At 71.2% G+C, this 25,549-nt stretch carries 27 protein-coding genes; 17 read left to right on the plus strand and 10 right to left on the minus strand.

Annotated features, from left to right (window positions below; all coding sequences use genetic code 11):
* The first annotated feature begins 3 nt into the window (after window positions 1-3).
* A complete protein-coding gene (gene fabG, locus C6N31_RS05720) occupies window positions 4-708 on the plus strand; it encodes a 3-oxoacyl-[acyl-carrier-protein] reductase (RefSeq protein ID WP_138354972.1) in 705 nt (234 codons plus the stop codon).
* 5 nt (window positions 709-713) lie between these two features.
* Window positions 714-1,484, plus strand: a complete 771-nt coding sequence (gene fabI, locus C6N31_RS05725) for an enoyl-ACP reductase FabI (protein WP_138354971.1) — start codon at window positions 714-716, stop codon at window positions 1,482-1,484.
* A gap of 88 nt (window positions 1,485-1,572) precedes the next feature.
* On the opposite strand, the gene C6N31_RS05730 is transcribed toward fabI, so the two are convergent.
* Entirely contained in the window at window positions 1,573-2,253 is a 681-nt protein-coding gene (locus C6N31_RS05730) for a FadR/GntR family transcriptional regulator (RefSeq protein WP_138354970.1), read from the minus strand.
* A 22-nt stretch (window positions 2,254-2,275) separates the two neighbouring features.
* Between C6N31_RS05730 and C6N31_RS05735 the strand changes: the two genes are divergently transcribed.
* From C6N31_RS05735 to C6N31_RS05745, 4 genes are all read left to right on the plus strand, one after another.
* Window positions 2,276-3,607: a CynX/NimT family MFS transporter gene (locus tag C6N31_RS05735; protein ID WP_138354969.1), complete on the plus strand. Its 1,332-nt coding sequence runs from the start codon at window positions 2,276-2,278 to the stop codon at window positions 3,605-3,607.
* Window positions 3,608-3,664: 57 nt separating this feature from the next.
* The gene (locus C6N31_RS45085) at window positions 3,665-3,787 is read left to right on the plus strand and encodes an SGM_5486 family transporter-associated protein (protein WP_250975239.1); all 123 of its coding nucleotides are present in this window, start codon (window positions 3,665-3,667) and stop codon (window positions 3,785-3,787) included.
* A gap of 170 nt (window positions 3,788-3,957) precedes the next feature.
* Window positions 3,958-4,185 (plus strand): hypothetical protein, encoded by a 228-nt coding sequence (locus C6N31_RS05740; RefSeq protein ID WP_198357202.1) that lies wholly within the window; start codon window positions 3,958-3,960, stop codon window positions 4,183-4,185.
* A 94-nt stretch (window positions 4,186-4,279) separates the two neighbouring features.
* Window positions 4,280-4,801: a SixA phosphatase family protein gene (locus tag C6N31_RS05745; protein ID WP_138354968.1), complete on the plus strand. Its 522-nt coding sequence runs from the start codon at window positions 4,280-4,282 to the stop codon at window positions 4,799-4,801.
* 50 nt (window positions 4,802-4,851) lie between these two features.
* Here the strand turns inward: C6N31_RS05745 and serB are convergent, their stop codons facing one another.
* Together serB and C6N31_RS05755 are read right to left on the minus strand one after the other, a co-directional pair.
* On the minus strand, window positions 4,852-6,105 hold the full coding sequence (gene serB, locus C6N31_RS05750; protein WP_138354967.1) for a phosphoserine phosphatase SerB: 1,254 nt from the start codon (window positions 6,103-6,105) through the stop codon (window positions 4,852-4,854).
* Window positions 6,106-6,217: 112 nt separating this feature from the next.
* The gene (locus tag C6N31_RS05755; protein ID WP_138354966.1) at window positions 6,218-7,864 is read right to left on the minus strand and encodes a streptophobe family protein; all 1,647 of its coding nucleotides are present in this window, start codon (window positions 7,862-7,864) and stop codon (window positions 6,218-6,220) included.
* 199 nt (window positions 7,865-8,063) lie between these two features.
* Here C6N31_RS05755 and C6N31_RS05760 point away from each other — a divergent pair, with 199 nt between their 5' ends.
* The gene (locus C6N31_RS05760; protein WP_244809122.1) at window positions 8,064-10,577 is read left to right on the plus strand and encodes an FHA domain-containing protein; all 2,514 of its coding nucleotides are present in this window, start codon (window positions 8,064-8,066) and stop codon (window positions 10,575-10,577) included.
* Between the two features lie 76 nt (window positions 10,578-10,653).
* Here the strand turns inward: C6N31_RS05760 and C6N31_RS05765 are convergent, their stop codons facing one another.
* The 3 genes from C6N31_RS05765 to C6N31_RS05775 all read right to left on the minus strand — a co-directional run bounded on the left by C6N31_RS05765 (window position 10,654) and on the right by C6N31_RS05775 (window position 13,523).
* On the minus strand, window positions 10,654-11,442 hold the full coding sequence (locus C6N31_RS05765) for a transglycosylase SLT domain-containing protein (protein WP_232484801.1): 789 nt from the start codon (window positions 11,440-11,442) through the stop codon (window positions 10,654-10,656).
* Between the two features lie 315 nt (window positions 11,443-11,757).
* Complete coding sequence (locus C6N31_RS05770; RefSeq protein ID WP_138355036.1) at window positions 11,758-12,819, minus strand: S-adenosylmethionine:tRNA ribosyltransferase-isomerase; 1,062 nt, start codon at window positions 12,817-12,819, stop codon at window positions 11,758-11,760.
* Between the two features lie 5 nt (window positions 12,820-12,824).
* On the minus strand, window positions 12,825-13,523 hold the full coding sequence (locus C6N31_RS05775) for an SDR family NAD(P)-dependent oxidoreductase (protein WP_138355035.1): 699 nt from the start codon (window positions 13,521-13,523) through the stop codon (window positions 12,825-12,827).
* 220 nt (window positions 13,524-13,743) lie between these two features.
* On the opposite strand from C6N31_RS05775, the gene C6N31_RS05780 reads away from it, so the two are divergent.
* From C6N31_RS05780 to C6N31_RS05795, 4 genes are all read left to right on the plus strand, one after another.
* Window positions 13,744-14,898, plus strand: coding sequence for a GAF domain-containing sensor histidine kinase (locus tag C6N31_RS05780; protein ID WP_138354963.1), 1,155 nt, complete (start codon window positions 13,744-13,746; stop codon window positions 14,896-14,898).
* Window positions 14,891-15,559, plus strand: coding sequence for a response regulator (locus tag C6N31_RS05785; RefSeq protein ID WP_138354962.1), 669 nt, complete (start codon window positions 14,891-14,893; stop codon window positions 15,557-15,559). Before C6N31_RS05780 ends, C6N31_RS05785 begins: the two co-directional genes overlap by 8 nt.
* Window positions 15,560-15,709: 150 nt before the next feature.
* The gene (locus C6N31_RS05790) at window positions 15,710-15,955 is read left to right on the plus strand and encodes a chaplin (protein WP_187144823.1); all 246 of its coding nucleotides are present in this window, start codon (window positions 15,710-15,712) and stop codon (window positions 15,953-15,955) included.
* Window positions 15,956-16,154: 199 nt separating this feature from the next.
* A complete protein-coding gene (locus C6N31_RS05795) occupies window positions 16,155-16,397 on the plus strand; it encodes a chaplin (RefSeq protein WP_138354961.1) in 243 nt (80 codons plus the stop codon).
* 84 nt (window positions 16,398-16,481) lie between these two features.
* On the opposite strand, the gene C6N31_RS05800 is transcribed toward C6N31_RS05795, so the two are convergent.
* Window positions 16,482-17,267 carry an Rv1486c family protein gene (locus C6N31_RS05800; RefSeq protein WP_138354960.1) on the minus strand — a complete coding sequence of 262 codons (786 nt, stop codon included), beginning with the start codon at window positions 17,265-17,267 and terminating at the stop codon, window positions 16,482-16,484.
* Between the two features lie 81 nt (window positions 17,268-17,348).
* On the opposite strand from C6N31_RS05800, the gene C6N31_RS05805 reads away from it, so the two are divergent.
* The 4 genes from C6N31_RS05805 to C6N31_RS05820 all read left to right on the plus strand — a co-directional run bounded on the left by C6N31_RS05805 (window position 17,349) and on the right by C6N31_RS05820 (window position 20,647).
* A complete protein-coding gene (locus C6N31_RS05805) occupies window positions 17,349-18,158 on the plus strand; it encodes an ABC transporter ATP-binding protein (RefSeq protein ID WP_138354959.1) in 810 nt (269 codons plus the stop codon).
* A gap of 131 nt (window positions 18,159-18,289) precedes the next feature.
* Window positions 18,290-18,712: an NfeD family protein gene (locus C6N31_RS05810; protein ID WP_138354958.1), complete on the plus strand. Its 423-nt coding sequence runs from the start codon at window positions 18,290-18,292 to the stop codon at window positions 18,710-18,712.
* A 134-nt stretch (window positions 18,713-18,846) separates the two neighbouring features.
* Window positions 18,847-19,830 carry an SPFH domain-containing protein gene (locus C6N31_RS05815; protein WP_138354957.1) on the plus strand — a complete coding sequence of 328 codons (984 nt, stop codon included), beginning with the start codon at window positions 18,847-18,849 and terminating at the stop codon, window positions 19,828-19,830.
* 49 nt (window positions 19,831-19,879) lie between these two features.
* Window positions 19,880-20,647 (plus strand): sulfite exporter TauE/SafE family protein, encoded by a 768-nt coding sequence (locus C6N31_RS05820; protein ID WP_138354956.1) that lies wholly within the window; start codon window positions 19,880-19,882, stop codon window positions 20,645-20,647.
* A gap of 26 nt (window positions 20,648-20,673) precedes the next feature.
* On the opposite strand, the gene C6N31_RS05825 is transcribed toward C6N31_RS05820, so the two are convergent.
* The 3 genes from C6N31_RS05825 to C6N31_RS05835 all read right to left on the minus strand — a co-directional run bounded on the left by C6N31_RS05825 (window position 20,674) and on the right by C6N31_RS05835 (window position 23,023).
* Complete coding sequence (locus C6N31_RS05825; RefSeq protein ID WP_138354955.1) at window positions 20,674-21,177, minus strand: HNH endonuclease; 504 nt, start codon at window positions 21,175-21,177, stop codon at window positions 20,674-20,676.
* Window positions 21,178-21,616: 439 nt separating this feature from the next.
* A complete protein-coding gene (locus tag C6N31_RS05830; RefSeq protein ID WP_198357193.1) occupies window positions 21,617-22,156 on the minus strand; it encodes a YbhB/YbcL family Raf kinase inhibitor-like protein in 540 nt (179 codons plus the stop codon).
* 84 nt (window positions 22,157-22,240) lie between these two features.
* The gene (locus tag C6N31_RS05835; protein ID WP_138354953.1) at window positions 22,241-23,023 is read right to left on the minus strand and encodes a sporulation protein; all 783 of its coding nucleotides are present in this window, start codon (window positions 23,021-23,023) and stop codon (window positions 22,241-22,243) included.
* Window positions 23,024-23,125: 102 nt separating this feature from the next.
* Here C6N31_RS05835 and C6N31_RS05840 point away from each other — a divergent pair, with 102 nt between their 5' ends.
* Window positions 23,126-23,788, plus strand: a complete 663-nt coding sequence (locus C6N31_RS05840) for a DNA-3-methyladenine glycosylase (protein WP_198357194.1) — start codon at window positions 23,126-23,128, stop codon at window positions 23,786-23,788.
* Between the two features lie 113 nt (window positions 23,789-23,901).
* Window positions 23,902-25,161, plus strand: coding sequence for a tyrosine--tRNA ligase (gene tyrS / locus C6N31_RS05845; protein ID WP_138354951.1), 1,260 nt, complete (start codon window positions 23,902-23,904; stop codon window positions 25,159-25,161).
* The last annotated feature ends 388 nt before the right edge of the window (window positions 25,162-25,549 follow it).

Below are 25,549 nucleotides of genomic sequence, written 5' to 3' on the forward strand. Positions count from 1 at the left end.
CCGTTGAGCCGCTCGGTTCTCGTCACCGGAGGAAACCGGGGCATCGGCCTCGCCATCGCCCAGGCCTTCGCCGACGCGGGTGACAAGGTCGCCATCACCTACCGCTCGGGCGAGCCACCAGCGGGCTTCCTCGCGGTGCGGTGCGACATCACGGACGCCGAACAGGTCGAGCAGGCCTACAAGGAGATCGAGGAGAAGCACGGCGCGGTCGAGGTGCTGATCGCCAACGCCGGCGTCACCCGCGACCAGCTGCTGCTCCGGATGACCGACGAGGACTTCACCTCGGTCCTGGAGACGAACCTCACGGGCACCTTCCGTGTGGTCAAGGCCGCCGCTCGGAAGATGCTGCGGGCCCGCAAGGGACGCATCGTGCTCATCTCGTCGGTCGTGGGCCTGCTCGGCTCCGCCGGCCAGTCGAACTACGCCGCCTCCAAGGCCGGCCTGGTCGGCTTCGCGCGCTCGCTGGCCCGTGAGCTCGGCTCGCGCAACATCACCGTGAACGTCGTAGCCCCCGGCTTCGTGGACACCGACATGACCCGCACGCTCAGCGACGAGCAGCGCGAGAAGATCGTCGGCCAGATCCCGCTGGGCCGTTACGCGCAGACCGCGGAGATCGCCTCCTCGGTCCGCTTTCTCGCCTCCGAAGAGGCCGCATACATCACTGGTGCCGTCATTCCCGTAGACGGCGGATTGGGCATGGGTCACTGATCACCATGAGTGGAATTCTCGAAGGCAAGCGCATCCTGATCACCGGAGTGCTGATGGAGTCCTCCATCGCGTTCCACACCGCCAAGCTGGCGCAGGAGCAGGGCGCTGAGATCATCCTCACCGCCTTCCCGCGGCCCACCCTGACCGAGCGCATCGCCAGGAAGCTGCCGAAGCCCACCAAGGTCATCGAGCTGGACGTGACCAACCCCGAGCACCTCGGGTCGCTCGCGGACACCGTACGCACCGAGCTCGGCAGCCTGGACGGGGTCGTGCACTCCATCGGCTTCGCGCCCCAGGACGCGCTGGGCGGCAACTTCCTCAACGCCCCGTGGGAGTCCGTCGCCACCGCGATGCACGTCTCCGCGTTCTCGCTGAAGTCGCTCACCATGGCGTGCCTGCCGCTGATGAGCAACGGCGGCGGCTCGGTCGTCGGCCTCACCTTCGACGCGCAGTACGCCTGGCCGCAGTACGACTGGATGGGCCCGGCCAAGGCCGCGCTGGAGGCGACGTCCCGCTACCTCGCCCGTGACCTGGGCAAGCAGAACGTCCGCTGCAACCTGATCTCCGCCGGACCGATCGGCTCGATGGCCGCCAAGTCCATCCCGGGCTTCTCGGAGCTGGCGGACGTCTGGAACCACCGCTCCCCGCTGGAGTGGGACATGTCCGACCCGGAGCCCACCGGCCGCGGTGTCGTCGCCCTGCTCTCGGACTGGTTCCCGAAGACCACCGGCGAGATCATCCACGTCGACGGCGGCCTGCACGCGGTCGGTGCCTGACCCGTACCGCTCCTGACGCACGGCGAACGCCCGGTCCCCGACGCTTCCACAGCGTCCGGGGCCGGGCGTTCTCCGTGCTCTGCGGGGGTCAGGGCGTGCCGAGCCCCCGGCAGTGGAAGGCGTGCCCGGCGGCCTCGGCCGACGCCGTCCCCGCGTCGCCCGCGCGGATCGCCTCCACCAGCCGGGCGTGGTCCAGGTGCTGCTCGGGGCGCAGCACCTCGCCGACGTCCGCGCGCAGGAAGTCGCGCAGCACCTCGCCGAGGTCCGCGTAGAGCTCGGCCAGCACGTCGTTGTGCGAGGCGCCGACGACCGCCAGGTGCAGCGTCGCGTCCGCGTCGACGAACGCGGCGGCGTCCCCCGACTCCCAGGCCCGCTCGCGGCGCTCCAGCAGGGTGTCGAGATGCCGCAGATCGCGGTCGGTGCGGCGGGCGGCGGCCAGTCCCGCGGCGGACGCCTCCAGGGCGCTGCGCAGCTCGGCGACATGCCGCGGATCGGCGTCCGCGAACCGGCGCTGCATCACGCCCGCCAGCTCGCTGGTGGCCAGGACATAGGTGCCGGAGCCCTGCCGGATGTCGAGCAGCCCGTTATGGGCCAGCGCTCTGACCGCCTCACGGACGGTGTTGCGGGCGACGCCGAGCTGGTCGACCAGCTCGGGTTCGGTCGGGATACGGGAGCCGACCGGCCACTCACCGGACGTGATCTGGGTACGCAGCCGGGCGATCACCTGGTCGGCGAGCGTGGACTGCCGGGGGAGTGGGCCGAGATTCATCCCATCATTCTATGATGGGTGCATGCGCGATGACGAACCCCGCACCCTCGACCGCGACAAGGCCGTGTCCATACCGGGCATACCGGGATCCGCACCCGGGTCAGCACCGGCTCCCGGACCGGATTCCCTACCGGCTCCCTTGCCGGAGACGGCGGCGCTCCCCGTCTGGACGCGCCGCCTCGTGCTCGCCGGGCTGGTGCTCGCCGCGCTCAACCTCCGCCCCGCGGTCACCAGCCTCGGGCCGCTCATGAAGGAGGTCAGGGCCGGCCTCGGCATGAGCGGCGCCGTGGCCGGGTTCCTCACCTCCGTGCCCGCCCTGTGCTTCGCGCTCTTCGGCATCGCCGCCCCGCGACTGGCCCGCCGCTTCGGCGCGGGCGCCGTGGTCTGCGCGGGCATGGCGGGCATCGCCACCGGGCTGCTGCTGCGCCCGTTCGCGAGCGGCACCGTGCTCTTCCTCGCCGCCAGCGCCGTGGCCCTGGCCGGTATCGCGGTGAGCAACATCCTGATGCCGGTGATCGTCAAGCGGTACTTCCCCGACCGGGTCGGCGCGATGACCGGGCTCTACTCGATGGCGCTCTCCCTCGGCACCGCGGCCGCCGCCGCGGCGACCGTGCCCCTGACCTCCGCCATGGGCCACGGCTGGCGGCTCGGCCTGGGCGTCTGGGCGGCGCTCGCCGTCGTCGCGATCGTGCCGTGGCTCGGCCTGGTCCGGGACCGCAGCTCCGCCGCGCGGCCCGCCCCCGCAGGTTCTGGCCCCGCCACCGACGGGAACACCGGCCGGATCATCCGCAGCCGTACGGCTTGGGCGCTCGCCTGCTTCTTCGGGCTGCAGGCCACCGCCGCCTACGTCACGATGGGCTGGATGCCGCAGATCTTCCGCGACGCCGGGCTCTCCGCCGGCACCGCGGGGGCGCTGCTCGCCGTGACGATGGTGATGGGCGTCCCGCTCTCCTTCGCGCTGCCCTCGCTCGCCGGCCGGATGCGGCACCAGGGTCCGCTCGTCGTCGTCCTCGCGCTCTTCGGCCTCGCCGGGTACACCGGCCTGTGGCTGGCCCCCGCCGGTGCCCCCTGGGTGTGGGCGCTGCTGCTCGGCATCGCCAACTGCGCCTTCCCGCTGGCCCTGACGATGGTCGGGATGCGCTCGCGCACCGGCGCGGGAGTGGTCCGGCTGTCCGCCTTCGCGCAGAGCACCGGCTATCTGATCTCGATCCCGGGGCCGATCCTGGTCGGCGCCCTCTACCAGCACAGCGGCGGCTGGGACCTGCCCATCGCGCTGATGGCGGCGCTCATGGTGCCGCAGATCGTCGTCGGCGTGCTGGCCGGACGCAACCGGTACATCGAGGACGAACTGTGACCGCGCCGCGGGCGACCCCGCCGCGGTCCTCTTCGGGGCCGGTGCGAGACTGGGCCCATGCCCGTACTTGAGCCCAACCCCCCGCACAGCCAGAAGCGGCTGATGATCATCATCGGTCTGATGCTGGCTGTTCCGGCCTTCGTCGCGATCATCGCGACCGTCGCGGCCAAGTTCGGCTGAACCGCCGCCCCTGAGGCCGATGGTGGGGACAACCCCACCATCCCTAGGGGGGCCAGGTCAGGGTCGAGTGGGTGGCCCGCCCGATGGGATCTTCGAGTGCCCTTCCGTAGTTTCGAAGGGTCAGAACATTCCAGCACTTCACGGAGGCGGTCACCGTGTCCACCCAGTCCATCCAGGCACCCACCCGCCCCTCGCGGCACACGGTCGGCCAGGGGGCCGGCGGGGTCCAGACGCGCCTCCCGTGGTGGGCCGTCGCGCTGCCCGCGCTCGCCTTCGCCGCGCTGCTCATGCTGATCGCCGGACCCGGCCGGAGCGACACCTCGGCGGCCGAGCCCGCCGGCCACCTCATCGCCCGCATCGCGGACGCGCTCCCCGATATCGCCCAGCACCTCCTGTGATGCCGCGGCCTCTGATGAGCGGCGCCCACGGGCCGGTGCGGGCCGTAACGGCCAGCCCGCGCCTGATCGCGGATTTTCTGGAAAGCTGAGGGGCATGAGCGTCGACTCGCCCCGCACGATCGTCCTACTCCGTCACGCCAAGGCCGACTGGCCCTCGGTCGCCGACCACGAGCGGCCGCTGGCCGAGCGCGGCCGTACGGACGCCTCCGTGGCGGGCCGCCGGCTCGCCGACGCGGGGATCGCCCCTGACCTGGTCCTGTGCTCCACCGCCGCCCGCACCCGTGAGACCTGGAAGCTCGCCGCGCACGAGATGCCGCAGCGACCCAGGACGGTCTACGAGGAGCGGCTGTACGAAGCGAGCCTGGGCGAGCTGCTGGCCCTGCTCAACGAGACCCCCGACGACATCGGCACCCTGCTGGTCATCGGCCACAACCCCGGCATGCACGCCCTCGCCGACGCCCTCGCGGGCACCGCCGAGGCGGACGCCCTGGCCCGGATGAACCGCGGCGGCTTCCCGACCGCGGCCTTCGGCGTCGTCACGTTCTCCGGTTCCTGGAAGTCCGTGGAGCACGGCGTCGGCCGGCTGGCCGACTACTGGGTGCCGCACGAGGCCTGAGCCCGGCCGGACGGATCGCGCGGCGAGGCCTGACGCGATCCCCTCCCGGCCTAGCGGGATTCGGTCGGGGCGCCGTCCAGCGCGTCGGCCGCCTCGACCTCTTCCCGCGTGATGCCCAGCAGGTACAGGACGGTGTCCAGGAACGGCACGTTGACCGCGGTGTCGGCGGCCTGCCGGACGACCGGCTTCGCGTTGAACGCCACGCCGAGCCCCGCCGCGTTCAGCATGTCGAGGTCGTTCGCCCCGTCACCGATCGCTACGGTCTGGCTCAGCGGCACCCCGGCCTGTTCCGCGAAGCTCCGCAGCAGCCGCGCCTTGCCGGCCCGGTCCACGATCGGTCCTGTCACCCGGCCGGTGAACTTCCCGTCCACCACCTCCAGGGTGTTCGCGGCCGCGAAGTCCAGCCCCAGCCGCTCCTTGAGGTCGTCGGTGACCTGGGTGAAGCCGCCCGAGACGATCCCCACCTGGTAGCCGAGCCGCTTGAGCGTGCGGATCAGGGTCCGGGCGCCCTTGGTGAGCCGGACCTCGGCGCGGACCTTGTCCACCACCGACGCGTCCAGCCCGGCCAGCAGCGCGACCCGGGCGTGCAGCGACTGCTCGAAGTCCAGTTCGCCGCGCATCGCGGCGGCGGTGACCTCGGCGACCTCCGCCTCGCACCCGGCGTGCGCGGCGAAGAGCTCGATCACCTCGTCCTGGATGACGGTGGAGTCCACATCCATCACCACCAGCCGCTGGGCCCGGCGCTGCAGCCCGGCCGGGACCACCGCCACATCCACCCCGCGCGCGGCGGCCTCCGTCGCCAGCGCGGAGCGCAGCGCCAGCGGATCGGCACCCGAGACGGCGAACTCGACCGCCGTCACCGGGTACTTCGCGAGCCGGAAGATCCGGTCGATGTTGCCGCCGGTGGCGGTGATGCAAGCCGCTATGGCGGCTGTCGACTCGGCGGTCAGCGGGTGGCCCAGGACCGTCACATGGGAACGTCCCTCACCGCGCGGCCGGTTGTCACCGATACCGGAGATGATCTCGGCCTGCATCTTGATCGACTCGGACCAGCTGTGCACGGTGGACCGCAGCTCGCCCTCGGCGCCGGGCGCGGTCGGCGCGGTCACCAGCGCGCACAGCACCATCCGGCCCCGCGTGACGACCTGTTCGATGTCGACGACGTCCACGCCGAACGCGGCGAGGGTGTCGAAAAGTCCGGCGGTGATGCCTGGGCGGTCCTTGCCGAAGATCTTGACGAGGAGGGTGGGCGCGTCCGCGGAGGGAACGGCGGCGACAGGGATGGGCTGCGTGGCGTCGTTCATGGTGGGACCACCGTATCCGGCGGCCTCAAGGACGCGACGAGCCGTCCCGCGTGGCGGACACCCATCCGGACCCGCGAAGGCGGAATCCGCCCCGAATGCCCGCCGGCACCCCTTACTGCCTGCGGGGCGCTCCCGGCGGGGGCGGTGGTTCGCCCGGCGGGTCGGGCCATTTGTCGGTGCGGCCGCCGCCACGCGAGCGGCGCGGCAGCGGCGGGGGCAGCGGGGCGCCGGCCATCGTCTGGGTCGCGTGCGGCGAGTCGTTGCCGGCGCTTCCGGCGGGATCCGCCGGCTGCTTGTACGGGTTCGGCCCGGCCTCCTCGGGGTGGTACGCCGGACTGGGAACGTAGGGACCCGGCTCGTAGGCGATGACCGGGTACGTCCGCGCGGAATCGCCGGAAGTGCTCCCCGGCGCCGGGCCGAGCGCCAGCGGCGCGGCCTGCCGCCCGGCGGCGCCGGTCGCCAGCGCCAGCAGCGCGCCCACGCCGCCCGCACCCGCGCCCCAGGCGGCGCCCAGCAGCAGCGCCGGCGGAACGCTGCCGTGCAGCTCGATCCCGGCCCCGACGGCGTCGAAGCCGAAGACCGACAGGTTCGCGTTCACCGAGACCCCGGTCAGCCACACCAGCAGCGGGAGCGCGACGGCCGACGCGACCCCCAGCCGCAGCGCGCAGCGCCCCGCGTATCCGGCGCGCGACCCGGTCCCGAGCGGGGTGCGGGTCGCGGTGAGGGCCCCGGCGGTCAGCATCATCAGCGCCACCGCGACCGGCAGCAGCCAGACCCGGTCGTCCAGCTCGGCGAGCCGGCCGAGCGTGATGGGCTCCTTGACCCCGTTGCTCAGCAAGCGGTCGAGGGGATCGGGCAGCACCTTCGCGAGCTCCCCGGTCGCGACGCCCTTCCACTGGACGAACAGGCCCAGCGGCAGCGCCAGCCAGACCCCGTTGGGCGCGCCGAGGAGCGCGGCGCCCATGATCCGGCCCGGCTCGTCGCCGGTGACCGCCGCGTACCCGGCGGCGGCGAACCCCGCCACCACGGCGAGCACCAGAACGCCGCACAGCGCGGAGACGGCGGGCCGCACCACCCGGTGCACACCCTGCCAGCCCGGCGGCAACGGCGTACGGCGCGAGGCGAGCAGCGCGATCAGCAGTACCAACAGCACCCACACCAGGCCGCGCAGCAGGGTGGGCACGGTGTCGACATGGAAGCCGACCGACGTCTTGGACTTGATCAGACCCTGCAGGCCGTCGGAGAGTCCGCCGCCCCCGATGTCCCCGATACCGGGCAGCTTGTCCAGGATGCCGCCGGCCTGGGGGGCGCCGAGCGAGGCGCCGTCGATGGCGATGGTGTCCTGGCCGGCCCAGGCGAGTCCGCCGAGTACCGCGGTGAAGAACACCGCGACCGCGATCACCCGGGCGGCCAGCTCACCGGCGGAGACGACCGTCCCGGCCTTGCGTAACGACCGCAGGAAGACCCACACCAGCAGCAACGCGCCCACCAGGGCGACGCCCAACGGCATGACGCCGACGGCGCCCTGGGTCCCGGCGCTGTCCATCCCGAACACGGCGACGTCGCCCGACGGTCGGACCCGGCCGCCCGCGGCCATCGCGACCACCGCGGCCGTCATCGGTCCGAGTGAACCCGCGGTGTCCGCCCCGAGCAGATGCAGACCGAGCGCGGCGGTGCCCGTCATGGCCAGAAACGCCCAACTCACGGACGCGATGGCGGAGAGCAGTACGCTCACCCAGGGCGTGGTCCTAGCGGTCATCCCGGCCCCCCGAGGTCGTTTCCTTGGGCGGTTACTACTCTCCGGTGGCATTTGGGCGCAGTCAACGCTGCCGGCGGGCGTACTTATCGGAGGGCGGGTTCCGGTTCGGCTGCCGGGCCTGAAATAGTTCCTCCCGATGTTCGCAATCCCTAGACTCCCCGCATGGGGAAATACCGGGGGACAACTTTTGGGGCTTGGGGTGCCTGAACTCGTACTCGAATTGAACGGTCAAACCTGGACGCTCGACCCATCCAGGTCGTACAGCCTCGGGCGGGATCCGCAGGGAGACATGGTGTTCGACGACGCCAGAGTCTCCTGGCGGCATGCCACCATCCGCTGGGGCGAACGCAGTTGGATCGTCGAGGATCTCGGCAGCACCAACGGCACCTATGTCCAGGGCCAGCGCATCCACCAGATGGAGGTCGGACCGGGCTCCGCCGTGAACCTCGGCAACGCGACCGACGGCCCCCGTCTCAACTTCAGCGGCGGCCAGCAGGTCAGCGCCGATCTCTACAGTGCGGAGACGTCGCTGGCGCAGCCGCACCAGGCACCTGCCGCACGGCAGGCCCCGCCGGTGCAGCAGCCGCACCGGCCGCCCGTCCAGCCGCAGCAGCCGCAGCAGGGTGGCTGGAACCAGCAGCCGCCGGCGCAGGTTCCGCAGCAGCAGGGCTGGCCGCAGCAGCCGCAGCAACCGCAGGGCGGGCAGCAGCACCGCAGCCCGACCACGATGCACCACTTCTCGATCAACCAGGTCACGAAGATCGGCCGTGCGCTGGAGAACGACCTGGTCGTCTCCGACCTCCAGGTCTCCCGGTTCCACGCCGAGTTCAAGGCGCACCCGGACGGCCGCTTCGAGATCGTCGACCTGGGCAGCCACAACGGCACCTACGTCAACGGCCAGGCGATCCAGCGCCATCTGCTGGGCCCGAACGACATCGTCGGCGTCGGCCACTCGACCTTCCGACTGGCCGGCGACCGGCTCGAGGAGTTCGTCGACACCGGTGAGGTCTCCTTCTCGGCCCGGCGGCTGACCGTCACGGTCCCGCAGGGCAACACCACGAAGACGATCCTCAAGGACGTCTCCTTCGGTGTCCCGGAGAAGTCGCTGATCGGGGTGATCGGCCCGTCCGGTTCCGGCAAGTCCACGCTGCTGCGTGCGCTGACCGGCTACCGCCCGGCCGACCAGGGCGAGGTGCTGTACGACAACCGAAACCTGTACAAGCAGTTCGCCGAGCTGCGCCAGCGCATCGGTCTGGTCCCGCAGGACGACATCCTGCACAAGGAGCTGACGGTCCGCAAAGCACTGCGGTACGCGGCCAAGCTCCGGTTCCCCGGTGACACCGCGACCGACGAGCGCAACCACCGGATCCAGGAGGTCCTGCAGGAGCTCAAGCTCGACATCCACGCGGACAAGCGCATCACCTCCCTCTCGGGCGGTCAGCGCAAGCGGGTCTCCGTCGCGCTGGAGCTGCTCACCAAGCCGTCGCTGATCTTCCTGGACGAGCCGACCTCCGGCCTCGACCCGGGTATGGACCGCGACGTCATGAAGCTGCTGCGCGGTCTGGCCGACGACGGCCGCACCGTCCTGGTGGTCACCCACTCGGTGGCCGAGCTGGCGCTGTGCGACAAGCTGCTGGTGATGGCGCCGGGCGGCTCGGTCGCCTACTTCGGCCCGCCGGAGGAAGCGCTCAACTTCTTCGGTTACGAGACCTGGGCCGATGTCTTCTCGGCGTTTGAGAACTACCGCGACTACGACTGGTCGGGCCGTTGGCACGGCTCGCAGCACTACCAGATGTACGCGGCCGACCTGGACGCCGCCCCGCAGGCCGCGGCGGTCGTCCCGCAGCTGGCCACCCGGCCGCCGAAGCCGCAGAGCTGGGGTTCCCAGCTGTTCACGCTGGTACGCCGCTATCTGTCGGTGATCGCTTCCGACCGCGGCTTCATCGGGCTGATGTTCATCCTGCCCGCGGTGCTGGGTGTGGTCAGCGTCGTCATCCCGGCCGACAGCGGTCTGGGCCCGGGTCCGCTCAAGGCCCACCTGGTCAACAAGGACGCGGGCACGATCCTGCTGATCCTCGCGGTGGGCGCCTGCTTCTCGGGCGCCGCCAACTCGGTACGAGAACTGATCAAGGAACGGGTGATCTACGAACGGGAACGGGCCACCGGCCTCTCCCGCTCCGCGTACCTGATGTCCAAGGTCATCGTGCTGGGTCTGATCACGGCCCTGCAGGGCGTCATCATCTGCGGCATCGGCTTCGCGCCGCGGGCCATGCCCACCGAGGGCGTGATCTTCAAGAGCTCACCGGCGATCGAGATGACGCTGGCCGTCATCGCGCTCGGCTTCACCTCGATGATGTTCGGCCTGATCATCTCGGCCCTGGTGAAGACCGCCGAGAAGACCATGCCGCTGCTGGTGATGTTCGCGATCGTCCAGGTCGTCTTCACCGGGGTGCTGTTCCAGCTCTACGACTCGATCGGCGTGGAGCAGTTCGCCTGGCTGATGCCGGCCCGCTGGGCCGTCTCGGCCCTGGGCACCACCGCCCAGCTGAACGTCCTCATGCCGTGGGACGCGGCCAACCCGGACCAGCTCTGGGAGCACACCGCGGCCCAGTGGATCGTCGACATGGGCGTGCTGGTCGTGCTCGGTGTCATCTGCGGTGTCGTGGTCGCGCGGCTGCTGCGCCGCCACGAGCCGGAGGTCATGCGCAAGTAGCGCGCGGGACCGACAACGCCGAAGGGCGGCCGTACCCCTGGGGGTGCGGCCGCCCTTCGGCGTGGTGGACCGGTGCTCAGTAGGCCGAGTCGACGTTGTCGATCGAGCCGTAGTTCGCGGCCGCGTAGTTGCACGCGGCGGTGATGTTGGCGACCGGGTCGTAGATGTCCATGGAGGTACCGGACACGTGGTACGCCTGGAACGTCGGGTCGATGACCTGCAGCAGGCCCTTGGACGGTATGCCGGCGGCGGCGTTGGAGTCCGTCAGGTTGATGGCCTGCGGGTTCCCGGACGACTCGCGCATGATGTTGCGGTAGATGCCGTCGTAGCTGCCCGGGATGTTGTGGGCGGCCATGACCGACAGCGACTCCTTGATCCAGCCGTCGAGGTCGTTCGAGTACGAGACGGCGGCCGGGGCCGGAGCCTTGGTCGCGGGCTTCGGCTTGGCGGCGAGGGCCTTGCGCTCCTTGGAGCGATTCGCGGCCTGCTCCGCCTTCTTGCGCTTGGCGGCCTCGTCAGCGGTCTTCTTCTTGGCGGCCTCGTCAGCGGCCTTCTTCTTGGCGGCCTCGTCGGCCGCCTTCTTCTTCGCGGCCGCGGCGGCCGTGTCGGCCGCCTTCTTCTTGGCCGCGGCCTCGGCTGCGGCGTGCTGCGAAGCGGCGCCGGCCTGGTCGGTAATGCTCTGCGGTCCGGCGGTGCTGACCACAGCGATGTTGGAGGGCTCGCCGGCGGCGAGGGCCGTTCCGTCGGATCCCTGGACACCAGCGGTGATGGCCAGAACCGTCAGAGCGGCGGTTGCGGTGCCTGCTACGGCGAACGAATGCACCTTGTTCAGGCGGCCGAGCTTCGGGAGCGTCGGGAGCTGCATGGGGGAGTTACCTCTTCCGATTGCGGACTCCGGCATTGATAGCTGGGTAAAAACCGCAGGGCAAAGAGGTCGATTACTAACGAAAGTCGTAGTTGCGGGTGGAACGGCAGGGCGTGTTTACGGGCCCCTTACGCGCCGTGGGCACCCTCCGGGTCCACTACCCGGCTTCGTAAGTGACGTACGTCCTATCGGGCAGGTCACACGGCACCACCCCCGCCATCGACGGATCGTCATGACGGGGGTGCGCACGGTGACGGCTTTTCAGGGGTCCTCGAAGCGTGCCCGGGAACGGCGCCGGAAGCACCCCCGAAACGCCTACGGGAGCAGCAGGTTCACGTCGCCGAACTCGTGCCACAGATAGCCGCCGCGCACGGCTTCCGCGTAGACCCGCTCCAGCAGGGGAGCGCCCGCCACCGCCTCCAGCATCAGCAGATGGGAGGCCGCCGGCTCGTGCAGCCCGGTCAGCAGCCCGTCCACGGCGTGTACCCCGTGTTCCGGGGTCAACACCAGATCCGTCCAGCCGCGCGCGGCACGGACCGTGCCCCGGCCGTCCGCCGCCGACTCCAGCGCCCGTACGGCCGTCGTACCGACCGCCACGACCCGGCCCCCACCGCTGCGGGCGGCGTTCACCTGCCCCGCGGTGCTCGGCGACACCTCGAACCACTCCGGGTACGGCGGCTCATGCGTCTCGGCCGAGGAGACCCCGGTGTGCAGGACGATCGGTGCGATCTGCACACCCCTGCTGACCAGGGATGTCACGATCCCGGTGGTGAACGGCCGGCCGGCGCTCGGCATCTCCGCCGAGCCGAGACCGTCGGGGGACGGCACCGAGAACACCGTCTGATACTCGGCGAGCGGCTGGTCCCGCTCGGTGTAGCCGTACCGGATCGGCCGCCCGTGACCGTGCAGATAGCCGGCGGTGTCCGCCATCGACGGCCGGGCCAGCCACAGCCGGTCCCCGCGCGGCGACAGCGGCTCCTCCAGCACCAGCCGTTCGCCGTCCGGCAGCTCCACGACCGCCCCGGCCGGTCCGCCGGCCCGCGGCACGGTCGTGCCGCGCCCGTCGGGCGTCCTGACCTCCACGGCCCAGTGTCCCCCAACCTCCGGCCGGGGGTGCCCCCAGTCCTGGCGGGTCGAGAAGTGCACGGTCACCGGTTCCAGGCCGAGCCGCCCGCCGACCGCCGCGGGCAGCGTCCGCGAGGTGTTCACCACCAGGACGTCACCCGCCCGCAGCAACCCCGGAAGCTCCCGGAAGGCGTGGTGCGACACCTCGCCCGCCGCCGCCCGCCCGACCAGCAGCCGTACGCCGTCCCGCTGCCCGGCCGGCGCCCGCGCCGACAGCTCGGGCGGTACCCGCAACCCCCGCAGGCCCTCCATCGTGGTCACCGTGCTTCCAGCAGCGCCGGAGCGGTGTAGCGCCCGCTGGGCGCCTCCTCGTCGAGCAGCCGCAGGAAGGCCGGGGCGACGTCCGCCGGCAGCAGCCGGTCCGACGGGTCGTCGTCCGGGACGGCCGCCGTGTACAGCTCGGTCCGCAGATCGCCCGGATCCACCCACCACACCCGCAGCCCCGGCTCCTCCACGGCCAGCACCGCGGAGAGCTGCTCCAGCGCGGCCTTGCTCGCCCCGTAGCCGCCCCACGTCGCGTACGCCTCCACGGCCGCGTCGGAGCTGATGTTCAGCACCGCGCCGCCCGCCGCCCGCAGCAGGGGCAGTGCCTCCCGCACCAGCGCCAGCGGCGCCACCACATTCGTCTCCAGTGCGGCGCGTAGCCCGTCCACCGGAAGCTCCGCCAGGGCCACCAGCGGCTCGGCACCCAGCGCGCTCGCGTTGTTCACCAGCAGATCGACGCCGCCGAACGCGCGGGCCGCCGCGACGAGCGCGGTCCGGTGGGCGGCGTCGGTGACATCGCCCGGCACGGCCGCCACCCGTCCGGGGCCCTCCCGCTCCAGCTCCGCCGCCGCCGTCTTCAGCACCCCCTCGGACCGGCCGTCGAGCACCAGGTCCCAGCCACGCCGGGCGAGCGCCCCGGCCAGGGCACGGCCCAGTCCCCGCGAAGCCCCCGTGATGATCGCTACCGGCATCGCCGGCCCGTCACCCGCCACCACCCTTGCAGTGAAGCGTTTCACGCTGCTCCTCCTTGTGGCCTTCCGAGCCGCCGCAGGACCCGTCGTCCAGCGGCTCCCTTCACCGTAGGAACGCCGCCGCGTCCGGCGCCTCGGCCGTCCGCCGCACGTCGGGGGGCACTTTGCCCTAGGTCCCCGGCCCGATCCGCCGGGGCCGCGGCGCCGGTAGGTTGACGACATGTCCAACCGGTCGCCCAGAGGCGGAATCGAAGCGGTCAGCGACGCGGTCCTCGCGATGAGCCGGCACTTGGAGGTGCGCGAGGTGCTGCAGACGATCGTCGCGTCCGCCCGCGAGCTGCTCGACGCCGAGTACGCCGCGCTCGGGGTGCCCGACGATCACGGCGGGTTCGCCCAGTTCGTCGTCGACGGGGTGAGCGACGAGCAGTGGAAGGCGATCGGCCCGCTGCCCCGCCAGCACGGCATCCTCGCCGCGATGCTCCACGAGGCGACCCCGCAGCGGCTCGCGGACGTCACGCAGTCCGACTCCTTCGGGGGCTGGCCGCGCGCCCACCCGGACATGACCGACTTCATCGGGATGCCGGTCGTCGACGGCGAGGAGATCCTCGGCGCGATCTTCCTGGCCAACAAGGTGGGCCCCAGAACCGGGCCCGCCACCGACTGCGCCTTCACCCAGGAGGACGAGACGCTGCTGCGGACCCTGGCCGCCCACGCCGCCATCGCCCTCACCAACGCCCGCCTCTACGAGCGCAGCCGCGAACTCACCCTGGCGGGGGAGCGGGCGCGCATCGCCCACGAGCTGCACGACGCGGTCTCCCAGAAGCTCTTCTCGCTGCGCCTCACCGCACAGGCCGCGGCCGCCCTGGTCGACCGCGACCCGGCGCGCGCCAAGGAGGAGCTGAAGCATGTGGCGGCGCTCGCCGCCGAGGCCGCCGACGAGCTGCGCGCCGTCGTCGTCGAGCTGCGGCCCGCGGGACTGGACGAGGACGGCCTCGTCGCGACCCTGCGGACCCAGGCCGAGGTGCTCGACCGGGCCCACGCGGCCCATGTCACCTTTACGTCCTGCCAGGTCAAGGCGCTGCCCGCCGCCCAGGAGGAAGCGCTGCTGCGGGTCGCGCAGGAGGCGCTGCACAACGCACTGCGGCACGCGGACGCCGGGACCGTGACCGTCTGCCTCACCGGCCGGGGCAAGGGAGCGGTGCTGCGGGTCCGCGACGACGGCAGCGGCTTCGAACCGTCCGCGGTGCGCCGCGCCGGACGCCATCTGGGCCTGGTCTCGATGCGGGACCGGGCGAGCGGCGTGGGCGGACACCTGACAGTGGAATCGGCGCCCGGCAAGGGCACCGTCATCGAGATGGAGGTGCCCGGTGGCTGAGTCAGAGGGGCAGGCCCGCATCCGCGTATTGCTCGTCGACGACCACCAGGTGGTGCGCCGCGGGCTGCGGACCTTCCTGGAGGTCCAGGGCGACATCGACGTCGTCGGGGAGGCGGGGGACGGCGACGAGGGCGTGGCCCGCGCCGGGGAACTGCGCCCCGACGTGATCCTGATGGACATCAAGATGCCCGGCGCCGACGGCATCTCCGCGCTGCGCAAGCTGCGCGAGCTCGGCAACCCGGCCCGGGTGCTCATCGTCACCAGCTTCACCGAGCAGCGCACCATCGTGCCCGCCCTGCGGGCCGGTGCGGCCGGCTATGTGTACAAGGACGTGGACCCCGAGGCGCTGGCCGGCGCCATCCGCTCCGTGCACGCCGGCCATGTGCTGCTCCAGCCCGAGGTGGCCGACGCCCTGCTCTCCCAGGAGTTCCCCGGCGGCGGCCAGGGACGGGGCAACGCCCTCACCGAACGGGAGCGCGAGGTGCTGACGCTGATCGCCGACGGGCGCTCCAACCGGGAGATCGCCCGCGCGCTGGTGCTCTCGGAGAAGACCGTGAAGACCCATGTCTCGAACATCCTGATGAAGCTCGATGTCTCGGACCGCACCCAGGCCGCGCTGTGGGCGGTCAGGCACGGCATCGGGGCACCTCCGGAGGCCTGACGGGCCATACCGGACCGGTGTGTTCCGGTATCGGATTCATTCCGACGGGTGGATGTGGGGCCGGTGGCGCATCCTGACCGCCTGTGGCCCGTTCTGTAGGGAGTACCGCGGCGGCTGGTCGCGGTGCACCCTGCAAGGAGGAAGTTCGAAGTGAAGATCCTGAAGACCGCCGCGGCTGTCACCTTCGTCGCGGGCGGGCTCGCCATGGCCGGAGCCGGTGTCGCCTCCGCCCACAGCGGCGCCGAGGCCCACGGCGTGGCCGAGGGCTCGCCCGGCGTTCTCTCCGGCAACCTGCTCCAGGTTCCCGTGCACGTCCCGGTCAACGTCTGCGGCAACACCGTGAACGTGATCGGTCTCCTGAACCCGGTGTTCGGGAACGAGTGCGTCAACCAGTAGTCCCCCCGCGGCTCCGCCGCGACGACCGGCCCCGGAGGCACCGCCTCCGGGGCCGCTGCGTTCGATCGAATCCCCGCGCGTTCGATCCGGCGATCCCTTCGGACGTTTCCGGTCCGCGGCCGTGTCATCCGGCCGGGCCGGGCGTTCTTCACCGTGCGGCCCGCGGCTGGGCCGTACCGCAACAGGAGGATCGTTTCCCATGAACACTGCCAAAAAGGCCGCCCTGGTCATCGCCGTCACCGGAATCGCCGCGGGTGTCTCCGCCGGTTCCGCGTTCGCGAGCGCCGATGCCTGTGGCTCCGCCACCGACTCCCCGGGCGTGCTGTCCGGCAACCTGCTCCAGGTGCCGGTGCACGTCCCGGTCAACGTGACGGGCAACACCGTCAACGTGATCGGTCTGCTCAACCCGGCGTTCGGCAACGCGTCGTCGAACATCGGCTGACCTGCCCCGTACGACCGTGAAGGCCCCGCGTCCCACCGGTGACACCGGCAGGACGCGGGGCCTTCCGCGTCATCCCGGTGCGGCTCAGGCCCGGCGCTCCGACTCCTCCACGTACGCGTTGTACGCCGCCACCTGCGCCCGCCGCGCGGTGCGCTCCACCGGCCGCAGCAGCTCCGCCCGCGCGGCGATCTCCGACGCGCTCACCGCGCCCCCGTGCCCGTCGGAGGCGATGGCGACCAGGGCGCCGACCCGCTGCGCCAGCGCCAGCACCCGCACCGCCCGCGGCGGATAGCCGGGCGCCAGCAGATCACGGCCGCGCTCCGCACGCGCCCGGTACGCGTCCAGGGCGGCCTGCGCGGCCGGCCCCGCCCCCGCCACGTCCAGCCGGGTCAGCGCCTCGGTGGTGTCCCGCAGCGCCTCGGCCAGCTCCCGCTCGGCCTCGCCGAGCGAGGGCACATCGGCCGGTGGGCCCTGCCGCACCTCCAGGCACTTCCACTCCACCTCCACATGCACATCGCCGCGCGGCCCGGCCTCGCTCACCTCGGGTACGAGGCCGAGCGCCGGGCCGCCGACCGCGATCACGGCCTCGCCCGCGGCCAGCGCCCGCGCGTTGAAGTCGGCCGGGCCGCTGAGACCCAGCGGATGTCCCGGCGCGGGCAGGGCGACCCGCAGCCCGGTCGTACCGAGCGCCCGCAGCCGGCCGAGGCCGAGCGTCAGCCCGACCGGGCCGGTCTCGCCCGGCAGTCCGGTCATCCGGTGGACCGCGTCCTCGCCCAGGACCTCCTGGGCGACATCATCCGGTGCGGCAAGTCCGGCAAGTAGGGCATTTCCCCACGCCGCCAGCCGTCCTGATCGAGGTTCATCAAGCATCCCCCCAGCCTAAGGAGTGGACCGCCCGACGCGTGGCGTAGGTTTTCCCTCGGGGCTCTGCCCGTGACAACCGAAACTGCAATGGGAGACAACGCGCTCATGAGCGATGTGCTGGAGCTGGTGGACGTATCGGTGGTCCGCGACGGACGGGCTCTGGTGGACCAGGTCTCGTGGTCGGTCGCCGAGGGCGAACGCTGGGTGATCCTCGGACCGAACGGCGCGGGAAAGACCACCCTGCTCAATGTCGCCTCCAGCTATCTCTTCCCGACCACCGGCACCGTCCAGGTGCTCGGCGAGAAGCTCGGCAGCGTCGACGTCTTCGAACTGCGCCCCCGTATCGGCATGGCCGGCGCGGCCATGGCGGACAAGATGCCGCGCGGCCAGACCGTCCTGCAGACCGTGCTCACCGCCGCGTACGGCATGACCGCGCACTGGCGGGAGAGTTACGAGAAGGTCGACGAGGACCGCGCCCGCGCCTTCCTCGACCGGCTGGGCATGTCCGACTACCTGGACCGCAAGTTCGGCACCCTGTCCGAGGGCGAGCGCAAGCGCACCCTGATCGCCCGCGCCATGATGACCGACCCGGAGCTGCTGCTCCTCGACGAGCCCGCGGCCGGCCTGGACCTCGGCGGCCGTGAGGACCTGGTACGCCGCCTCGGCCGGCTCGCCCGCGACCCGATCGCGCCCTCCATGATCATGGTGACCCACCATGTCGAAGAGATCGCCCCCGGCTTCACCCATGTCCTCATGATCCGCCAGGGCAAGGTCGTCGCCGCAGGCCCGGTCGAGCTGGAACTCACCTCGCGCAACCTCTCCCGCTGCTTCGGCCTCCCGCTCGTCGTCGAGCACAGGGGCGACCGCTGGACCGCCGCAGGACTGCCGCTCTCGTAGCCATCCGCCGCCCGGCCGGGGGGAGCGGGACGTAACACCCCCCGGCGGAACGCCCGTTCGTGCTTCCCCGCGCCCGCCCCCGCGCCCGGAAGGCCTGTCACAGATCACCCCCGCCCCCCTACGATGGGGAGGTGGACCCATGGGTGTGGTGGCTGATCGCCGCCGTAGGACTCGGCATACCGCTGGTGATCACGACGATGCCCGAATTCGGGATGTTCGCGGTCGGCGCCGTCGCGGGGGCGATCGTCGCCGCGCTCGGCGGCGGCATCGTCGTCCAGGTCATCGTCTTCGTGATCGTCTCGGTCGCACTGCTCGCGGTCGTCCGCCCGATCGCCTACAAGCACCGGACGCAGCGGCCCGAACTGCGTACCGGCATCGACGCGCTGAGGGGGCGGCAGGCCGTCGTCCTCGAACGGGTCGACGGCGGCGGCGGACGGATCAAGCTCGCCGGAGAGATCTGGTCGGCGCGCGCCCTCGACGAGGAACGGAGCTTCGACCCGGGCGAGAAGGTGGATGTCGTGGAGATCGACGGCGCGACCGCCGTCGTCATGTGACCGAGGACGCCTGACCGACCGATACGGCCGCCGCGGTCGTGCTCCGGGAATTCGCCGAACCCGAGCGCACCGCCGCAGTGGTCTGCGAGAATTGATCATGTCGTAGTACGTCCGCAAACGGCGCGGGAGTGGACATGCAGCCGATCATCATCGTCCTGATCATCCTGGTGGTGCTCGTCTTCGTCGCGCTCATCAAGACGGTCCAGGTCATCCCCCAGGCGAGTGCCGCCATCGTCGAACGATTCGGCCGCTACACGCGGACGTTGAGCGCGGGCCTGAACATCGTCGTTCCGTTCATCGACACGATCCGCAACCGCATCGACCTCCGTGAGCAGGTCGTGCCGTTCCCGCCGCAGCCGGTGATCACCCAGGACAACCTGGTCGTCAACATCGACACGGTCATCTACTACCAGGTCACCGACGCCCGCGCGGCGACGTACGAAGTCGCCAGCTACATCCAGGCGATCGAGCAGCTCACCGTCACCACGCTCCGCAACATCATCGGCGGCATGGACCTGGAACGGACGCTGACCTCCCGCGAGGAGATCAACGCGGCGCTGCGCGGCGTCCTGGACGAGGCCACCGGCAAATGGGGCATCCGCGTCAACCGCGTCGAGCTCAAGGCGATCGAGCCGCCCACCTCCATCCAGGACTCGATGGAGAAGCAGATGCGCGCGGACCGCGACAAGCGCGCCGCGATCCTCACCGCGGAGGGCATCCGGCAGTCCCAGATCCTCACCGCCGAAGGTGAGAAGCAGTCCTCCATCCTGCGCGCCGAAGGTGACGCCAAGGCCGCCGCGCTGCGCGCCGAAGGTGAGGCCCAGGCCATCCGTACGGTCTTCGAGTCCATCCACGCGGGCGACCCGGACCAGAAGCTGCTGGCCTACCAGTACCTCCAGATGCTCCCGAAGATCGCGCAGGGCGACGCCAACAAGCTCTGGATCATCCCCAGCGAGCTCAATGACGCGCTCAAGGGCCTCGGCGGCATCGTGAACCTGCCCGGCGCCCCGACCAACGGTGCCGGCGGCGGGAACAACGGCGGCACCAACGGCAACAACGGGGGCGGCGGCGACGTCCCCATCCCGCGCCGCGAGACCCCACGCTTCGACAAGGACTGACCCTCGGGCATGATCGGTGCATCCGACACCGGTCATCGAGGGGTACAGCGTGACGTTCTGGGAGGCACTCGCCGTCTTCGCGGCGGGCATCGGCGCCGGCACCATCAACACCATCGTCGGCTCCGGCACCCTCATCACGTTCCCGGTACTGCTCGCCGTCGGCCTCCCGCCGATCACCGCGAACGTCTCCAACGCCCTCGGCCTGGTACCCGGTTCGCTCACCGGTGCCATCGGCTACCGCCGTGAACTGCGCGGCCAGCGCCGGCGCGTCATCCGGCTCGGCAGCACCGCGCTGGCCGGCGGCCTGGCCGGCGCGATCCTGCTGCTGACCCTGCCGTCCGACGCGTTCGACGCGATCGTCCCGGTACTGATCGGGCTGGCCCTGGTCCTGGTCGTGCTGCAGCCCCGCCTCGCCCGCGCCATCAAGGCCCGCCGCGAACGCGAGGGCACCGAGGTCCCCACCGACGGCGGCCCGCTGCTGCTCGTCGGACTGTTCCTCGCCAGCATGTACGGCGGTTACTTCGGGGCCGCCCAGGGCGTTCTCTACCTGTCGCTGATGGGGCTGCTGCTCCATGACGACCTGCAGCGGATCAACGGCGTCAAGAACGTCCTCGGCATGCTCGTCAACGGCATCGCCGCCGTGTTCTTCCTCTTCGTCGCCGACTTCAACTGGGCCGCCGTGGGCCTCATCGCCGCCGGAGCCACCCTCGGCGGCATCTTCGGCGCCCGCATCGGCCGCCGGCTGCCGCCGGCGGCGCTGCGCGGCGTCATCGTCGCCGTCGGCATCGTGGCCATCGTCCAGCTCGTCCTCAGATGACCGCCGCCGTCCGCGCCCCACCGGGATCAGGCCGGCAGCGCCAGCCACCCCGGCAGCGCGTCGTTGTCCCTGATCCCCAGCGCCAGCAGCAGCGTGTCCGCCGGCGTCGGCTCGAACGGCTGCGCCAGCAGCCGCATCCCCGCCTGCTCAGGAGTCCGGTCCGCCTTGCGGCCGTTGTCCTCCGCACAGGCCGCGACCGTGTTCAGCCAGGTGTCCCCACCACCGCGCGACCGCGGGACGATGTGGTCCACCGTGCTCGCCCGGCGACCGCAGTACGCGCACCGGTGTCGGTCACGCACCAGCACACCCCGCCGCGACCACGGGGCCCGTTGTCGGAAGGGCACCCGGACGTATCTGCGCAGCCTGATCACCAGCGGAACCGGAACCTCGACGGCCGCCGCGCGGATGCGCAGCCCGGGATGCGCCTGCTCGACGACGGCCTTCTCCTGCATGACCAGCACCACGGCACGCCGCAGCGACACCGTCGACAGCGGCTCGAAACTCGCGTTCAGCACCAGAGTCTCACGCATTCCGCCCACCCCAAGGATCCGTCCCCGCCCCATGGCGAAGTGGATCCACTGTGCCTCGCGGACCACCGGCGGACAACGCAATTACCGTGCGGGGAAAGGGGATCGACGGGGTACGGGAGCGGCTCCCGGAAGGGTGGCCGGGCGGGTGGACAGCGAAAAATGCCGAACGCCCCGGACGCTTCCCCCCGTGCGTAACGGAAGCGTCCGGAGCGTACGGCAGCCGGCGTGGACACCGGGCGGGAAACACCTGGTTCCGGCGGACGGCCGGCATCGCGCGGGCGAGAACCACCACGACGCAACGCCCCGCCGCCCCCGCTACAGCGGTACCGGCTGCCTGGTGATGGTGGGCCACCACCAGACACGTACCACTGTGCGATTCAGGGCGCCGGGGCGCAACGCAATTAACGGGCGCCCGCCGGCCACGGCGGACGCCCGGCCGTCAGCTACCGGCCGGTGCCTCGTACTCGCCGATCAGCTGGGCGCGGCCCAGCGTGTGGAAGCGGAGGTTGAAACCGATCACGGCAGGCGAGGCGTCCGCGTCCGGCCCGAGCTTCTCGGTGTCCACCGCGTACACGGTGAAGACATAGCGGTGCGAACCGTCCCCCGGCGGCGGCGCGGCCCCGCCGAAGTCCCGCGTCCCGTAGTCGTTCCTGACGTGCAGCGCACCCTCGGGCAGCCCCTTGAAGTCCCCGCCGCCCGCGCCCGCGGGCAACTCGGTGACGGACGCGGGAATGTCGATGAGCGACCAGTGCCAGAAACCGCTGCCGGTCGGCGCGTCCGGGTCGTAGCACGTCACGGCGAAACTCTTCGTCCTGTCGGGGAAGCCCTCCCACCGCAGGTGCGGTGACGTGTTCCCGGCCGCGTACACCTGCGCGTCCTTCAACACCCCGCCCGGCGCCACGTCATCGCTCACCACCGTGAACGACGGCACCGGCGGATGGAACTCGTGGGGGAGCGGCCGCCGCTTCTGCTCGGTCACCTCGACACCTCCTGATCGCAAGAACAGCTAGGGACCGCGGCCGGGCTGCGCCGGCGCGGCCTTCTGCGCACCGAGCCTAGATCCCTAGAACCAGTTGCGCTTGCCGCCGACCTCCGCCAGCCACTGATTCAGGTACGCCGCCCAGTCGGTGCCCTGGAAGGACTGCAGACCGACCGTGAACGACCGGTACGAGTCGCTGCCCTCGCCGAACAGCCCCGGCTTCTTGTCCATCTCCAGGATCACGTCCATCTCGTTGCCGTCCGCGATGAACGTCAGCTCCACCTGGTTCAGCCCCCGGTACTGGTGCGGCGCCCGGAACTCGATCTCCTGGTAGAACGGCAGCCGCTGCCGCGTCCCCCGGATGTGCCCCTTCTCCAGGTCCGCGGCCTTGAACGCGAAGCCCAGGTGCCCGAACGCGTCCAGCAGCGCCTGCTGCGCCGGCAGCGGGTGCACGCTGACCGGGTCGAGGTCACCCGAGTCCACCGCGCGGGCGATCGCCAGCTCCGTCGTCACCCCGATGTTCATCCCCGACAGATGCCGGCCGAGGAACGTCGTGACCGGCGTCTCCCACGGGATCTGCAGCCCGAACGGCACGGTGTGCACGGCCCCCGGCGCCACCTCGAACGCCCCGCCCAGCTGCTGCCGGTGGAACTCGATGTCCTGCTTGTACTCGTTGTCGCCGCTCTCGACCTCGACCCGGGCCTGCAGCCCGACGGAGAGCCCCTCGATCTGCTGCGCGACCGACCCGCCCTGGATACGCACCTCACCCTGGACAGTGCCGCCCGGCACCACGTTCGGGTCCGTCAGTACGGTCTCGACGGACGCCCCACCGGCACCCATGCTCGCAAGCAGCTTCTTGAAGCCCACGTTGTCCCACTCCTCATACCGGCGGTTGACTGTTTCTTTACGTTATCTACGGTCACTACGAACGCGGAACCGCCGCGGGCGGTTCCAGTACCCTCGTACCGCATGATCGCCGACGCGGAAAGGGCCCCGCTCGCCCGGCCCTTCTTCGACCGCCCGGTCCTCGACATCGCACCGGACCTCCTCGGCCGGATCCTCGTCCGTGACACCCCGGACGGCCCGATCGAACTGCGCCTCACCGAGGTGGAGGCCTACGCGGGACCCGTCGACCCGGGATCGCACGCCTACCGGGGCCGCACCGAACGCAACGCGGTGATGTTCGGCCCGCCCGGCCACACCTACGTGTACTTCACGTACGGGATGTGGCACTGCCTCAACCTGGTCTGCGGCCCGGAGGGCACGCCGAGCGGGGTCCTGCTGCGGGGCGGCGAGATCACCCGTGGGGAGGACCTCGCCCGAGCGAACCGCCCCACCTCCCGCAAGGGCACCGACCTCGCCCAGGGCCCGGCCCGGCTGGCCACCGCGCTCGCCGTCGACCGGTCGCTCAACGGATCCGACGTCTGCGACCCCTATACCGGTCCGGCGGGCGAACCGGCCGGCAGCCCGTTCCGCGTCCTCACCGGTACCCCGCCGGCCGCTGACCGGGTGCGCTCCGGCCCGCGTACCGGCGTCGGCGGCGAGGGAGCCGTGCACCCCTGGCGCTTCTGGATCGACGGCGACCCCACCGTCAGTCCCTACCGTGCCCACACCCCGAGACGCCGCCCATAACGACTCGCCATGACCGCGTACTCTCGGACACGCTGTACAGACGCTCTGCGACCGCCGGTGTGCGGACCGCGGAGCACCGACTCATCGCACTGACCCAAGGAGACAAGAGAACCGTGACGGACATCGTCGACGAGCTGCAGTGGCGCGGGCTGATCGCCGTATCCACTGACGAGGACGCACTGCGCAAGGCGTTCGCGGACGGCCCGGTCACGGTCTATTGCGGCTTCGACCCCACGGCGCCCAGCCTGCACCTCGGCAACCTGGTGCAGATCCTCACCATCCGGCGGCTGCAGCAGGCGGGCAACCGGCCGCTGGGCCTGGTGGGCGGGGCCACCGGCCTGATCGGCGACCCCAAGCCGTCGGCGGAGCGGACACTCAACGCTCCCGAGGTCGTCGCCGACTGGGTCGAGCGGGTCCGCGGGCAGATCGAGCCCTTCCTCTCCTTCGAGGGGCCGAACGCCGCGACGATGGTGAACAACCTGGACTGGACGTCCGGGATGTCGGCGATCGAGTTCCTGCGTGACGTGGGCAAGCACTTCCGCGTCAACAAGATGATCGCCAAGGAAGCCGTCGCCCGGCGCCTCAACTCCGACCAGGGCATCAGCTACACCGAGTTCAGCTACCAGATCCTCCAGGGGATGGACTTCCTGGAGCTCTACCGGCGCTACGGCTGCACCCTGCAGACCGGCGGAAGCGACCAGTGGGGCAACCTCACGGCCGGCATCGACCTGATCCACCGCGTCGAGGGCGCCTCCGTCCACGCCCTCGCCACTCCGCTGATCACCAAGGCGGACGGCACCAAGTTCGGCAAGACCGAGGGCGGCGCCATCTGGCTCGACCCCGAGATGACCACGCCGTACGCCTTCTTCCAGTTCTGGCTGAACGCGGACGACCGTGACATCTCCAAGTTCCTGCGCATCTTCAGCTTCAAGTCCCGCGAGGAGATCGAGGAGCTGGAGCGCCTCACCGAGGAGCGCCCCCAGGCCCGCGCCGCCCAGCGCGCCCTGGCTGAGGAACTGACGACCCTGGTCCACGGGGCCGCCCAGTGCACCGCGGTCACCGATGCGTCCAAGGCGCTTTTCGGCCAGGGGGAACTGACGGACCTGGACGAGGCCACGCTGGCGGCCGCTCTCTCCGAGCTGCCGTACGCCAAGGTCACGGCGCTGGAGCCGGTCGTCGACCTGCTGACCGCGGTCGAGCTGGTGGCCAGCAAGTCGGCCGCCCGCCGGGCCATCAAGGAGGGTGGCGCCTACCTGAACAACGCCAAGGTGACCAGCGAGGACGCGGTGCCGGCCGAGTCCGACCTGCTGCACGGCCGGTGGCTCGTCCTCCGCCGCGGCAAGAAGAGCCTGGCTGCCGTCGAGGTCGGCTGAAATCGTGCGTTTGAGCGGCGGTTGAGCTTGACTCTGCCGCCGCTCCTCCGTAATGTAGTCCGAGCCGCTTGAAACGGTGCGTCCGGTTCGTCCGGATCCCCGCGGGGGTGGCCACCCACTACTACGACTTCCCGACAGGGTTGCTTTTCGGTGCGCCGAAATTCAGTCCGAATAGCTCGATTATGAGCGTGGCGGGAAATCGGCTAACGTAGTGGACACGCCGCAAGGCGAGAAACAAAAGCCCGCCTCAGCGGGTGGCAGAAACGGGAAATCGGATCTGCTAAGCTGAGAAACACGAAGGGAAGCCCGGAGGGCGCCGGTAAAACGGCACCGAAGGAAGCGTCCGTTCCTTGAGAACTCAACAGCGTGCCAAAAGTCAACGCCAGAC

Source organism: Streptomyces fildesensis (genome assembly GCF_016107395.1).
GTDB classification, from domain to species: Bacteria; Actinomycetota; Actinomycetes; order Streptomycetales; family Streptomycetaceae; genus Actinacidiphila; species Actinacidiphila fildesensis.